Here is a 13,695-nt window from a genome sequence, read left to right on the forward strand (position 1 = left end):
GGAGAGGGAGAAATCATCCGGAACCGGTTGGCTACGATCCGGACAATTGCCCACATGACGTGCAAGTTTGAACCAAGATGATCTTGCCGTGACGACCGTCCGAGTCGCGGCGGAACGGGAAATTCCTTGCGGGCGTGGACGGGGGCGCGGTCATCCTTCCCGCCGGTGGGCCGTCCGAGTGGCCCCGGTCACCGCGCCAGACTGGCGCGATCGGCGAGCCGTCCCGCGCTCACCCTGCTGCTACCCTGCGAAGTCATTCGAGTACTTTGAGTAACTGTCAGGGGTGTGCGCGTGAAGGTCGTCTGTGTCGGAGGCGGGCCCGCCGGCCTGTACCTCGCCATCCTGCTCAAGCGGCAGCACCCGTCCCACGACGTCACCGTCCACGAACGCGACCCCGAGGGCTCGACCTACGGCTGGGGCGTCACCTACTGGCGCGGACTGCTCGACCGGCTGCACGCCCACGACCCCGAGTCCGCCCGCGCGATCGAGGAGAGCTCGGTGCGCTGGAACCGGGGCGTGGCGCACATCCGCGGCCAGGTGGCCCGGCAGCCCGGCGACGAGGGCCACGGCATCGGGCGCCACCGCCTGCTCGAGATCCTCGCCGGACGCGCCCGCTCCCTCGGTGTGCGACTGGAGTTCGCCAGCGAGGTCCCGGCGGCCGCCCTGCCGGAGGCCGACCTGGTCGTGGCGGCCGACGGAGTCAACAGCGCCCTGCGCACCCGGCGCGCCGGCCACTTCGGCACCCGGCTGGAAGAGGGCCGCAACCGCTACGCCTGGCTCGGCACCACCAAGGTCTTCGACGCCTTCACCTTCGCCTTCGTGGAGAGCGGGCACGGCTGGATCTGGGCCTACGGCTACCCCTACGGCGACGGTCACAGCACCTGTGTCGTGGAGTGCGCCCCGGACACCCTCGGCGGTCTCGGTCTGGACCGGGCGGACCGGGGGGAGGGGCTCGCGCTGCTGGAGCGGCTCTTCGCCGGCGTGCTCGACGGCCACCCCCTCGTCGACCGTTCCCCGGCGGGCGGCGGCGCGCCGTGGCCGGCCTTCCGCACCCTGACCAACCGCACCTGGCGCCACGGCAACCTCGTCCTGCTCGGCGACGCCGCCCACACCACCCACTACTCCATCGGCGCGGGTACCACCCTCGCGCTGGAGGACGCCATGTGCCTCGCCGGCTCCCTGCGCCGGCACACCTGCCTGTCCGAGGCGCTGGACGCCTACGAACGGCGGCGCCGGTCCGAACTGCTCTCGGCGCAGAGCGCGGCCCGCTACAGCGCCCGGTGGTACGAGAACCTGCCGCGCTACGCCGAGCTGCCCGCGCACCGGATGTTCGCCCTGCTCGGCCAGCGCCACTCCCCGCTGCTGCCGCACGTCCCGCCGCAGCTCTACTACGGCATCGACAAGGCGGCCGGCCGGCTGGAGGTGCTGCGCAGGCTGAAGCGCTGGCTGGGTCCCCGTGCGGCCCGTGCCCTGCACTCCAGGGCGGCGGGCGGCCGGCGCTGATCCGGAGGCGTTGGTGAATGGCTATTCACCCGATATGGTGAATTGTTGTTCACCGACGTTCTCACGCGCCGCAGGAGTGCCGATGGACCAGTCAGCGCCGACGTCCCAGCCCGGCACGGACGCCGCGCCGCCCCGCCTGCGGGACCGGCTCACCATCCCCGTGCTGGCCTCGGGCGGCATCCTCATGGCCGTCATGCAGACGGTCGTCGTCCCCCTGCTGCCGGACCTGCCACGGCTCACCGGGGCGTCGGCGGCCGCCGTCTCCTGGACGGTCACCGCGACCCTGCTCTCCGGAGCGGTGCTCACCCCCGTGCTCGGCCGGGCCGGCGACATGTACGGCAAACGGCGGGTGCTCATCACCGCCCTCGCCCTGATGACGGCCGGCTCCGTCATGTGCGCCCTGTCCTCCGACATCCGCGTGCTCATCGCGGCCCGCGCGCTCCAGGGCGCCGCCGCCTCCGTGGTCCCGCTGTCCATCAGCATCCTGCGCGACGAACTGCCGCCGGAGCGCCGCGGCTCGGCCGTGGCACTGATGAGCTCCACGGTCGGCATCGGCGCCGCGCTCGGCCTGCCGCTGGCCGCGCTGGTGGTGCAGTACGCCGACTGGCACACCATGTTCTGGCTGACCAGCGCCCTCGGCGCGCTCGGCGTGACGGCGACCTGGTGGGCCGTCAGGGAGTCACCGGTGCGCGAGCCGGGCCGCTTCGACGTCCTCGGCGCGCTGGGCCTGGCCGCCGGCCTGGTGAGCCTGCTGCTGGGTGTGTCGCAGGGCGGCCAGTGGGGCTGGGGCAGCCCCCGCGTCCTCGGACTCTTCCTCGCCGCCGCCGCGGTCCTCGTCCTGTGGTGGTGGCACCAGTTGCGCACCGGACGGCCGCTGGTGGACCTGCGCCTGGTCACCCGGCCCAGGGTGGGTCTGTCCCACGTGGCGGCTCTGCTGACCGGATTCGCCTTCTACGCCAACTCACTGGTGACCGCGCAGCTCGTGCAGGCGCCGAAGGCCACCGGGTACGGCCTCGGCCTGTCGATCGTCGCCACCGGTCTGTGCCTGCTGCCCGGCGGCGTCACCATGCTGCTCTTCTCGCCGCTGTCCGCCCGCATCTCGGCCGCCCGCGGACCGCGCGTCACCCTCGCCCTCGGTGCCGCCGTCATCGCCTGCGGCTACGCCCTGCGCATCGCCGACAGCCGCGACCTGTGGATGATCATCCTCGGCGCCACGGTGGTGGCGACCGGCACCACCCTCGCCTACTCGGCGCTGCCGACCCTCATCCTGCGTGCCGTGCCCGCCGCCCAGACGGCCTCCGCCAACGGCGTCAACGTCCTGATGCGCACCATCGGCCAGGCCACCTCCAGCGCCGCCGTCGCCGCCGTCCTCGTCCACCACACCGGCATCGTCGACGGTCTTCCGGTGCCCACCCTGCACGGCTATCTGCTGGCGTTCGCGATGGCCGGCTCCGTCGCCCTGGTCGCCTGCGCCGCGGCCCTGTCCATACCCGGCGACGGGCCCCGGAGCGGCACCCGGCGCGCTCGTGGCGCCACCCGGGCCGCCCGCGACGGGGCGATGGAGGGAGCATGAGTGCCGTGAGCACTCCATCCGGCCCCCGGGCAGCCGCGCCGGCGCCCCGCGAAACCGCCCCGGCGACCCCCGGCGCCGCCCCCGCACGGCGTGACGCCGAGGCCACCAGGGCGGCCATCCTCAAGGCCGCCCGCCATCTCCTCGCCCGGCACGCCCACGCCGACATCACCCTCAGGGCGGTCGCCGAACGGGCCGGGGTCAGCCCGCCGCTGATCCTCAAGTACTTCGGCAACAAGGACGCCCTCTTCGCCCGCGTGATGTCCTTCGACTCCGACGCCGACGACCTGCTCGACGCGCCCGTGGAGGAGCTCGGCCGGCACATGGTCCGGCACGTGCTGGCCAGCCAGCGCGACCGCGGCGCCGACCCGCTGCTGCGGATCGCCTTCGCCCCCCTGCACGGCGACCACGGCGAGGTCCTGCGCGCCAACTTCCGGGCCCAGGTGACCGAACGCCTCGCCGCCCGGCTCACCGGCCCCGACCGGGGACTGCGCGCCGAGCTCGCCGTGGCGGGCCTGCTCGGCCTCGGCGTGATGTACGGCGTCGCCCGCGGTGCGCACCTGCGGGGCACCGACGTCGACGCCATCGCCGACCGGTACGGGCCCCTCGTCCAGGCACAGTTGACCCCCGGGGCCTGACGCCTGCGGCGGCCACGGGCGCCCCGCGCCGTCCGCCACCGGAACCACCCGCTCCGGCGGTCCGGCGGGGCGGGTGACAGACTGGACGGTATGGAAGAACGCGTGATGGTCAGGTCGGGTCAGTGGGCGTCGGTCGTCGGACTCGGCACGTGGCAGCTCGGCGCGGACTGGGGCGAGGTCGACGACAGGCGGGCCCTGTCCGTCCTGGAGGCGGCGGCGGAGTCCGGCGTCACCTTCTTCGACACGGCCGACGTCTACGGCGACGGGCGCAGCGAGGGGACCATCGCCACCTTCCTGAGCGGCCGCCCCGACCTGCACGTGCTCGTGGCCACCAAGATGGGCCGCCGGGTCGAGCAGATTCCCGGGAACTACGTCCTGGACAACTTCCGCGCCTGGAACGACCGGTCCCGCCGCAACCTCGGCGTCGACCGCATCGATCTGGTGCAGCTCCACTGCCCGCCGACTCCCGTGTACTCCTCCGACGAGGTGTTCGACGCCCTGGACACCCTGGTGGCCGAGGAGCGCGTCGCGGCCTACGGCGTGAGCGTGGAGACCTGCGCCGAGGCGCTGACCGCGATCGCCCGGCCCAACGTGGCCGCCGTGCAGATCATCCTCAACCCGTTCCGGATGAAGCCCCTCCTCGAGGTGCTCCCGGCGGCCCGGGAGGCGGGCGTCGGCATCATCGCGCGGGTGCCGCTCGCCTCCGGTCTGCTGTCCGGCCGGTACACCCGGGACACGGTCTTCGCCGCCGACGACCACCGCACCTACAACCGGCACGGCGAGGCCTTCGACCAGGGCGAGACCTTCTCCGGCGTCGACTACGCCACCGGCGTCGAGGCGGCCGCCGAGTTCGCCGCGCTGGCCCCCGAGGGCTTCACCCCGGCCCAGCTCGCCCTGCGCTGGATCATCGAGCAGCCCGGCGTGACCACGGTCATCCCCGGCGCCCGCACCCCGGAGCAGGCCCGCGCCAACGCGGCCGCGGCCAAGCTGCCGTCCCTGCCGGCGCGGACGCACGCCGCGATCCGCGAGCTGTACGAACGCCGTGTCGCGGACCAGGTCGAACACCGCTGGTAGGCGCGGCGGAGCCGTCCGTTTGAACCAATGACCACCTGGTTAAACGGATCGCATGACGCAGGAGGGGCGGCGCACCGGCCGCGACGAGACCCAGGAGGAGCGGGCCGACCGGATGTGGGGTGAACTCATCCAGGAGGTACGCGTCGCCCAGACCGGAGTGCAGATCCTGTTCGGCTTCCTGCTGACCGTGGTCTTCCAGCCGAAGTACGCGACGCTGGCCCCGACCGACCAGGTCATCTACATCGTCACCGTCGTCCTGGGCGCCTGTGCGACCGGTGCCCTCATCGGACCCGTGTCCCTGCACCGCCTGGTCTCCGGGCGGCGGGTCAAGCCGCAGGCCGTGTGCATCGCCTCCCGGCTGACCTTCGTCGGCCTCGTCCTGCTGCTGGCCACGATGACCTCGTCACTGCTGCTGATCCTGCGGGTCGCCACGCACGACGGCTACGTGCCCTACCTGGTCACCGCCGTGGTCGTCTGGTATCTGGTGTGCTGGTACGGGCTGCCCCTGTGGGCGCGCCGCCGGCACCCCGGCCGCTGACCGCTCAGCCGGTGGTGCGGGCCGCCAGGTCCGCCAGTTGGCGGTCGTGCGCCCCGCTGAGCAGCGACAGCGACAGCACCGCCCCGATCAGGGCGCAGAACATGTCCCACTGGGTGTCCCAGACATCGCCCTGGGTGGCGAGGAACGCGTCCGCGCCGTGCCCGCCGATCTCTGCGGCCGCCCACTCCAGCAGCTCGAAGCAGGCGCTGAAGGCGAGACAGGCGCACACGGTGAGCGGGGCCAGCCAGCGGCTGCCGCGCAGCGGCGAGGTGCGGACGAGCAGTTCACGTACCAGGACGGCCGGGACGAAGCCCTGCATCAGGTGACCGAAACGGTCGTAGGGGTTGCGGGAGAGGCCGAAGCCGTCCCGGACCCAGTCGCCCGGCGGCACCTGCGCGTACGTGTAGTGGCCGCCGAGGGCGAGCACCAGCGCGTGGGCGGTGAGCAGCCCGCACAGCAGCCCGGTCAGCGGGAAGTGCCTCCAGAGCAGCACCACCAGTGGCAGCCCGGCCAGCGCCCAGAACGTCTCCAGGAACCAGGTGGTGCGGTCGGACACGCCCCACGCCGACACGGCGAGGCCCACGGCCACCACACCGGCGAACAGGGCGGGCGGAACACGGCGTGACGTGGAAGGCGGGGCGGTGCGCACTGCGGTCATGGCGGGGCTCCTTGCCGGCGCGGTCGTGGCGGTCGAGGGAGCCCCATCCTGCGGCCGGCGGACCGGCGCTGACATGAGTACGGCTACTCAGGGCGCCCCGGTCCGTGACTCGGCCGGCGGCCGGCCGCCCGCCGGGCCGGCGATCCCACCCCGACGGGCCTGCGCTCAGCCGGTGGGCGCTCAGCCGGTGGAGAGGATCTCCGCCAGCAACTCGTCCACCTGGACCTCCTCCTGCCCGGGCGGGACCAGTTCGCGGGTCTCGTGCAGGAAGGCGGCGATCGCGGGCGACCAGGCGTACACCACCGCGTGGTGGCGTCCGCCGTCGGCCCGGTAGTCGCCGAGGAACTCCATGCGCAGCTCCCGCCACCGTCCGGCGGAGACCGGACGCAGCCTGACGTCACCGACACCGACCGGCCCGGTCAGCCCGTCGGCGAGCATCTCCCGGTCCAGCCGCCACCGGGCGAGCACCCGGCCGTCGTGGCCGAACGCGGCGGTGACGGCGAACGGGTCCTCGGCGTCGTAGCTCAGATGGGCGAGCACCGGACACCGGGCGGTGCCCTCCGCCTGGAGCTGCACCACCAGCGTCTTGTGCACGAAGCGGTTCACCAGGGTCCTCCGGAAGCAATCGGCGTAGGGACCTCTAGTACCCCGTACGGGCTCGAAATGCTCATCCGCCCGGCTCAATCCGGACCGTCGCCGTCTCGGCCGTCGCGGGTCGTCCGATGTGTCCCGTACGGCATGGTTCCCGGGCCGCCGGCGCGACGTCGGCCGGCGCGCGGTCAGTCCCGCGGCTCACGGAAGGTCCGCAGGAAGGTTTTCAGGGCGATCGTGGCGTCGGCGTCACCCCAGTCCGCGGCCGGTGTGGTGTAGCGCAGGGAGAAGCTGCGCCCGCCGCCCAGGAGGAAGCCCCGGCCGAGGGTGTGGGTCCGGGCGGCGCCGGAACCGGCGACCCATTCCAGATCGGCGGCCCGGTGGGTCCGGTAGGTGAGGGCCCGCACGGTGCCGATCCGGTGGTAGCCGGGAAGCCGGGCCAGCGAGGGTTCCACCTCGTCGCGCCAGACGGCCACCGGGTCCGGGCCGACGCGCTCGCTGTAGGTGACGGCGAGCGTGGGGGACGCGCCGCCGGTGCCGAAGGTGACGCGGTAGGCGTGGTCGGCCGTCGAGGTGGCCAGCCGCCTCCAGTCTGCGGGCAGTGCCACGGAGAAACCCTCCGGAGCGGTGTAGCGCCGGTATCCGGCCGGCAGCGCGGGTGAACCGGTCGGCCCGGGGCTCGCCCCGGTGCCGCCGTCGCCGGTGCCGCCGTCGCCGGTGCCACCGTCGCCGGTGCCGGCGGGGGGCGGGGCCGCCGTGGCGGTGGTCCGGGACGGGGCGGCCCCGGTGGAGGTGCCCGGCAGCCGGTGGGTCACGGCCAGCACGGTGGCCGCGACGGTCACGGCGGTCAGGGCGGTCCCGGCCGTGAGCAGCCGCCTGCCCGGGGTCCGCGCGATCTGCCGGACCGCCGCGTACGCCGCGCCGAGCCGCGGCGTGGGCGCGGTGCACCGGTCCGCGGCTGAGTCCTCGTCGAGGGCCCGGACCAGGGCGTCCCGGACGACGCCCCGGGTCAGCCGCTCACGGGAGTTCTTGCGCAGCAGGCCCTGGACGGCCGGGGTCAGCGGGCCGGTGCGCAGCGGGGTGCGCAGGGGCAGCCGGTCCACGGCCCGCAGGGTGGCGTCGGTCCTGCCGCGGTCGCGGAACGGCGGGCGCCCCTCGACGGTCGTGTAGAGGATCGCGCCGAGCGCCCACAGGTCGGCGGCCGGTCCGACGCGTTCGTCGCGGGCCTGTTCCGGTGAGGCGTACGACGGTGCCGTCAGCCGCGGGGCCAGCGTGGTGCCCGCCAGCCCGAACCCGGCCACCAGGACCGGTCCGCCGTCGCGGACGAAGATCTGGCCGGGGCTCAGCTCGCCGTGGGTGATGCCCTCGTCGTGAGCGGCCTGCAGCACGTCGAGGACCTCCAGGCCCAGCCGTGCCGCCCGGACCGGGTGCCACGGGCCCTCCCGGTCCAGGAGTTCGCCGAGCGGCGTGCCCTCGATCCGGTCCGTGACCGTCCACAGGGCACCCTCCTCCACGACGGCGTCGACCACCGGGGCCACCCGCCCGGGGCACAGCAGCCGCATGATCTCGGAGGTCCGCGTCACCCGGGTCGTGGCACGCCGTACCGTGTCCGCGTCGGTGGTCTCCGGCAGCTCGGTCCGCGTCATCGTGCGGGGCCGGCCGGACGTCACGTCCTCGGCGTGCCACCACAGCCGGTTCGTCTCGCGGGCGTACACCTCGAGCAGCCGGTACCGCCCCGCCACCGGCCCGTGTGCGGAGACGTGCGCCTTGACCATGGTCATCCCTCGCTGAGACCCCTGACTGGACTTGCCCAGAGGTACGCGGGGTGCGTCGGGGTGCGTTCAAAGGATCCGCGACTCCGGCCCGGTTCCTGCCTTTTATTCAGCGCGGCAACCGGCCGGCGGGTTTGCGAAGTCGGCGCAGGGCCGGGCATCCACCTGAGGGTTACCGACGGTAGGCGCCCGGCCGGACAGCGCTTCCCCGGCCGGGCGGTGCGCCCTCCCGGGCCCTGGCGTCGCGTTCAGAGCAGCCCGAACCGGTCCGCCCAGCCGAGGAGTTCCCCCGGTGCCGCGTTGCCCCCGCACACCACGAGCCCGAGCCGGGCTCCGCCGCCCACGCGGGCCAGCACCCGGCGCGCCGCGGGCAGCAGGCAGCCGGCGGCCGGTTCGGTCCACAGCTTGGCCCGCTCGGCGAGGTCCAGACAGCCCCGCACCGCCTCCCGGTCGGGGACCACGAGGACCTCCTCGACCAGTGCCGACACATGGTCGTACGTAAGCTGAGACACGGCGGGCGCGCTCAGCGTGGTGACGATCGAGGAGACCGGCATCTGCCGGGGGCCGCCCGCCCGGAGCGCACCGGACATGGCCTCGGCGCCCTCCGTCTCCACGCCCCACACCCGCACCCCCGGGCAGCGGGCCCGCAGCGCGGCCGCCACTCCGGCGATCAGACCGCCGCCGCCCACGCTGACCAGGACGTCCGTCGGCCCGTCGGGACCCGCCGTGTCCTCGGCCAGTTCCAGACCCACGGTGCCCTGACCGGCGATCACGACCGGATCGTCGAACGGGTGGACCAGGGTCAGCCCCTCGTCCCGCAGGTCCATCACGAGAGCGAAGGCGCTGTCCATGCCGTCGGTCAGCCGCACCGACGCCCCGGCGGCCTCCGCCAGCCCGACGGACCGGGCGGGTGCGGTGCGCGGCATGACCACGGTCGCCTTCACGCCCAGGGCCGCCGCCATCTCCGCGACCGCGATGCCGTGGTTGCCGCCGCTGACGGCCACCACACCGGCGGCGCGCTCGGCCCCGCTCAGCGACAGCAGCTTGGCCGTCGCGCCGCGCGCCTTGAACGACCCGGTGCGCTGCAGCAGTTCGAGCTTCGCGGTGACGGGGACGCCGAGCAGTTCCGTGAGTCCGGGGCTCGGTACGGTCGGCGTCCGTACCACGTGGCCGGCGATCCGCCGCGCGGCGGCTTCGACGTCAGGGAGGCCGATCAGGCTGGTCAAGGTCGTTCACCTTCCCGGCGCGGGACGGAAGCCGCGCCGTCGGCACCCTGACCCGCGGACACCCGCGAGGTCAACTCCTCCGGAGGCCGCGGTCCACCGGGTGGTCCAGCAGGCCGAGCAGTACTGCGGCGGCGCCCGGGCGGCGGGAGCCCGCGGACCGGTTCCCGGGCGACGGCCGTGCGCGCGCGGGCCCCTGCCGGCGCCGCCGTCCGGCCACCCGCGTCCTCGACCAGCGCGGCCACCTGCTCCGGCGTCCCGCGGCACCAGCCCGGAGTACCTCAGGCTCGCCTTCGGGACCCGGCAGCAGGCAGCCCTCGTGCCGGACGGGCGCCCTGCTCCCGAAGGGCCGCCTGCAGCCGGGCGATGTTTTGGCGTCCTCTGGGCGGCGTGTTCGTCCCGGGACCCGGACCGGCATCATCCGCTTGAGTTCGATCTGAGCACGGGGGCTGATAGTCAGGCACCGCAGTGTCCTGGGTCTGCTTCCCTACAGCTCACCGAGCCTGGTAACGCGTCCTTCTGGCGGCGAGGCCAGCAGCAGTTGTGAAACCTGTTTCCTGTCGTGGCTTGTCACCGTCACCCGGTACAGGCCAGGCCTGTCGAGTCGGAATGTGGCTGTCAGTTGCCGGTTGCGCAGGAAGAGCCGTGGTGTCACACGTGCCGTGCCCTCCAGGGCGACGATGTCGCAGCTGACACCGGATGGCGATGCGCTACCGCTGATGTCGAGCGTGCATGGTGTGCCGACTTCGACGAGGTCGGGTGTGCTCAAGCCGCAGCCGGCTCCGCCCATGGGCGGCCCGAGGTGATTGTCACGTCGCACGAGTTCTTCGATGGTCCGCCGGGCGGAGCGGTCGGCGGCCACGGCGCCGTGCTGCAGCGGCAGCGGCGTGGTAGGAGAGTCGAGGGTGGCTGCCTCAGTGGAAACGGTGCCATCACCTTGGCAGTCGAATGTAGCGATATGTCCGTTGTTGTCACGGATGAAGGTGTGATCACTGTGACGGCGTGCAGTGTGGCAATGAGCGTGGACCATGCCGTCCTTGATGGACAGGCTTTGTGCGGTCTCCTGGCTCGTGCCGATGATCGCATGGTGGCCGGGCAGTCCGACGACGGAGCGTTTTGCGGCGTGATCGATGCTGCGGCGGGCGAGGTCGATGTCTCCACCGATGGTGCTGACGTCCTCTGGTGTGAGACGGCGCGCCTCGCTGCCGTCGAGTACGCACGCGTACAGCGGGAGCAGATCGTGCAGCCCAGGCATGGTGGCGCAGAGGTTCTGCAGTTTGCGGTGAGGGAGCGGGACGGGGGTGCCGCGGCCGCTGTTGAGGATGGATACGGCCTTGACGGCTCCGTAGAAGGGGGTGCCCAGGGTGATGACACCACGGGTGTCGCAGGCCAGGTCGGTGTCGTACAAGGGGTTGAGAGCATCCTGGGTGACCAGACCGCCCATCGAGTGGGCGACGAACACCAGTCGCGCGGGTGTTTCGTCACGACGAAGGCGGCGCGCTGCGTCGTGCGCGGGATGGCTGCGCCATGCGGTGAGGTGCCTGCGAGCGGCAGCGGCGAGACGCCGGCCGTTGTGGGTCACGCTGAGCCGCCAGTCGTAGGCGAACTCCAAGATGGCGGCCTTGTCCGGCACGCAGGTCTGCAGCGCAGCGACGAGATCGGAGTACGGCTCGAAACCACGCAGGTGCGGGGTCCAGGCCGAGTGCTTCAGCAGCTGCGTGGCCTTGACCCGCCCAGTGCGGCCTTCGAGCTCGTCCTCGGTCATGCGCAGCGCAGACAGCCCGCTCTGGCTGGTCCAGGCCTCGAGGAGCCAGCGAGCGCCTGACAGTCCCCACAGGATTTTGCCGGTTGCGGCATCGCGGAGTTCGCTCCCCATGATCCCTGGCACGACGACGAGCGCGTCCTGAGTGACGTCTCTGGCCGCCGCCAAGCGCTCGAGGTTTCCCTTTTGGGCGATGTGGTGGTTCATGCGCGTGAACAATAGGGAGCATGTATCGGGGGGAAGGAGACGATCGGGAAGATCGCTCCCAAGGGAGTGCACCTGCGGTAGTGGAGGATGTCTCACCTGGCGGAGGCGTCCTGGCCGTGATCGCAGTGGACGACCCCCGTACCTACGGGTTCGCGGACGGTATCAGGCAACAGTTGGACGTCGTGAGGGGCTGGTGGGCGGCCGGCTCCCGCGAGGGGTTCAGCGAGCGCTACGTCGAGCCGCACGCGCGTCATGACATCGAACGCTTTCTCGATGAGTATCGCGTCAGAGAAACGCCCACGGACGTGCCTCTAGTGCTCTTCATCTCCTCGCACGGAGAGCTTGGACGATCACAGCGGCACTTCCTCAGACTTCCCGCGACCAGGAGCAATCGTCTGCTGGCCACCAGCATGCCGACGAATGAGGCGGTGTTCGCGGCGCTGGACTCCCATGCCCGAGACGTCCTGGTCATCGTCAACGCGTGCCATGCCGAAGGCATCAGCGCAGAGCTGCAGGCATGGAGAGCGGACCTGGACCTGGACCGAAACCGCAGCCTCAATGTCATCGCTACAACCGACGTGGAATCCCAGGTCCAGGCACTGGAGTTCGCCACCATCCTCAGCAAAGCCCACGAGCGCTTGCGCAGCGTCAGTCAGATCACCCGGCCGCATCTGACCATCGACGAGTTCATCGACGCCCTGGAGGAGGCGACCGCCGAGCTCAACATCGAACTGCACCTCACGGATCCCGACGAGATGCTGCCCGGACCACAACCGGTACTCAGATCCAAGCCGGGCAAACGGCCACTGCCGACTCTGCCCAACCCGGGCTATAGACCGAAGCGAACATTCCTGCCACCGTCCCGCGTTGAACTGGCCGTACCCGAGGAAGAGCTCAGAGCCTGGCTCACACCTGACGACAAGCGGGACGGGCAGTGGTACGTCGGCGGCCGCCCCGCCCTGACAGGGGGGATGACCGAGTTCCTCCACCGCAGATCAGGCATCCTCATCGTGACAGGGGCGACCGCCACCGGGAAGTCCGCACTGCTCGCCCGCACCGTTACCCTGAGCGAACCCTCAGTGAGGCAGGAACCGGCCTACCACCAGGTTTTGGAGGGTGCCCCTGATGATGGCCTTCCTCCCCTCGACGCCATCGATGTCGCCGTGACCGCGCGCAACCGCAGTGGTGAAAGCCTCCTCGAAGCCATCGCTACGCGACTTCCGGGAGTACGCGTACCGTCGGTGCCCCCCGGTGTGGATCCGATACGGCACTGGCAGGACGTTCTGGCGGCCGCGCTGCGCGCGCCCCATGAGCGTCATGAACGTCCGCTGACCTTGCTCATCGACGCCATCGATGAGGCCACGGATCCTTCTGCCTGCGTCCGGGATGTTCTGGAGCCGCTGTTCACGGCCTCCCGCGGACGCCATCGACGGAGTGCCACTGATGTCGCAATCCCCTCGCAAAGCACCCCCAGTGGCCCGGCTGCGGCAGCAATACGCCCGCTACGGCTGATCGTGGCCGCCCGCAGCAGCACCCCGAACGTCGAGGAATCCTCTGCCGGCATGCCGTCCGACGGACTCCTCGGTCAGCTTCAGGCCGCCCTTCCCACGGCCACCGTCATGCGCACTGACACCGGCGCCGTCATGCGAGACGTGAACGAATACACGTTCGCGCTACTCGGATCCGCGCCCTGGGCGCAGCACCAGACCATCGAGCGAAGCGATGTGGCCCGTGAAGTGGCCCAGCTGGTAGGGCCGTCCTTCCTCGACGCACGACTGGCCGTGCAACAGCTCACCGAGAGCGGACCCCAGTTGGTGAAAGAACGTCCCTGGAGGGCGCGCGCAGGTGACGGCACCCTTGGTCTGTTTCAAGAGGACTTGCGTCAAGCCGAAGCATCGCCGGACCAGGGATGGATCACCCTGGCCCTGCTGAGAGCCACCGCCTTCGCCCTGGGGCGGGGGCTGCCCTGGGCGAGTATCTGGCCAGCGGTCAGCCAGGCTCTGGCCGGCCGGATGATCAGTGACCCCGATGCGCACATCCAGGAACTGCTGAACGGCAGGCTTGCCGGGTATCTCACTCATGACGTCGAAGACGACCGCATGGTGTACAGGCCGTCCCACGACCGACTCACCTGGCTACTTCGAACTTGGCCCGTCAAG

General features: G+C 71.9%; 11 protein-coding genes. 6 read left to right on the plus strand and 5 right to left on the minus strand.

The window, feature by feature from the left end; genetic code table 11:
- Positions 1-285 precede the first annotated feature (285 nt).
- The 5 genes from MXD57_RS14595 to MXD57_RS14615 all read left to right on the plus strand — a co-directional run bounded on the left by MXD57_RS14595 (position 286) and on the right by MXD57_RS14615 (position 5,323).
- Complete coding sequence (locus tag MXD57_RS14595; protein WP_250401836.1) at positions 286-1,503, plus strand: FAD-dependent monooxygenase; 1,218 nt, start codon at positions 286-288, stop codon at positions 1,501-1,503.
- Positions 1,504-1,585: 82 nt separating this feature from the next.
- Entirely contained in the window at positions 1,586-3,076 is a 1,491-nt protein-coding gene (locus MXD57_RS14600) for an MFS transporter (RefSeq protein WP_250401837.1), read from the plus strand.
- A complete protein-coding gene (locus MXD57_RS14605) occupies positions 3,073-3,711 on the plus strand; it encodes a TetR/AcrR family transcriptional regulator (protein ID WP_250401838.1) in 639 nt (212 codons plus the stop codon). The genes MXD57_RS14600 and MXD57_RS14605 overlap by 4 nt, the downstream gene beginning before the upstream one ends.
- A 90-nt stretch (positions 3,712-3,801) precedes the next feature.
- Complete coding sequence (locus tag MXD57_RS14610; RefSeq protein ID WP_250401839.1) at positions 3,802-4,785, plus strand: aldo/keto reductase; 984 nt, start codon at positions 3,802-3,804, stop codon at positions 4,783-4,785.
- Positions 4,786-4,837: 52 nt separating this feature from the next.
- Entirely contained in the window at positions 4,838-5,323 is a 486-nt protein-coding gene (locus tag MXD57_RS14615) for a DUF6328 family protein (protein WP_250401840.1), read from the plus strand.
- A gap of 4 nt (positions 5,324-5,327) precedes the next feature.
- On the opposite strand, the gene MXD57_RS14620 is transcribed toward MXD57_RS14615, so the two are convergent.
- The 5 genes from MXD57_RS14620 to MXD57_RS14640 form a co-directional block, all read right to left on the minus strand.
- Complete coding sequence (locus MXD57_RS14620) at positions 5,328-5,981, minus strand: DUF2238 domain-containing protein (protein ID WP_250401841.1); 654 nt, start codon at positions 5,979-5,981, stop codon at positions 5,328-5,330.
- A gap of 180 nt (positions 5,982-6,161) precedes the next feature.
- The gene (locus tag MXD57_RS14625; protein ID WP_250401842.1) at positions 6,162-6,587 is read right to left on the minus strand and encodes an SsgA family sporulation/cell division regulator; all 426 of its coding nucleotides are present in this window, start codon (positions 6,585-6,587) and stop codon (positions 6,162-6,164) included.
- Positions 6,588-6,760: 173 nt separating this feature from the next.
- Positions 6,761-8,353, minus strand: coding sequence for a serine/threonine-protein kinase (locus MXD57_RS14630; protein ID WP_250401843.1), 1,593 nt, complete (start codon positions 8,351-8,353; stop codon positions 6,761-6,763).
- 239 nt (positions 8,354-8,592) lie between these two features.
- Positions 8,593-9,561 carry a threonine/serine dehydratase gene (locus MXD57_RS14635; RefSeq protein ID WP_250401852.1) on the minus strand — a complete coding sequence of 323 codons (969 nt, stop codon included), beginning with the start codon at positions 9,559-9,561 and terminating at the stop codon, positions 8,593-8,595.
- A gap of 493 nt (positions 9,562-10,054) precedes the next feature.
- The gene (locus MXD57_RS14640; protein WP_250401844.1) at positions 10,055-11,536 is read right to left on the minus strand and encodes a lipase/acyltransferase domain-containing protein; all 1,482 of its coding nucleotides are present in this window, start codon (positions 11,534-11,536) and stop codon (positions 10,055-10,057) included.
- Positions 11,537-11,652: 116 nt separating this feature from the next.
- Between MXD57_RS14640 and MXD57_RS14645 the strand changes: the two genes are divergently transcribed.
- On the plus strand, positions 11,653-13,695 hold a 2,043-nt coding region (locus tag MXD57_RS14645), incomplete at its 3' end, for an ATP-binding protein (protein WP_250401845.1).

Source organism: Streptomyces cellostaticus (assembly GCF_023630175.1).
Lineage (GTDB): Bacteria > Actinomycetota > Actinomycetes > Streptomycetales > Streptomycetaceae > Streptomyces > Streptomyces cellostaticus_A.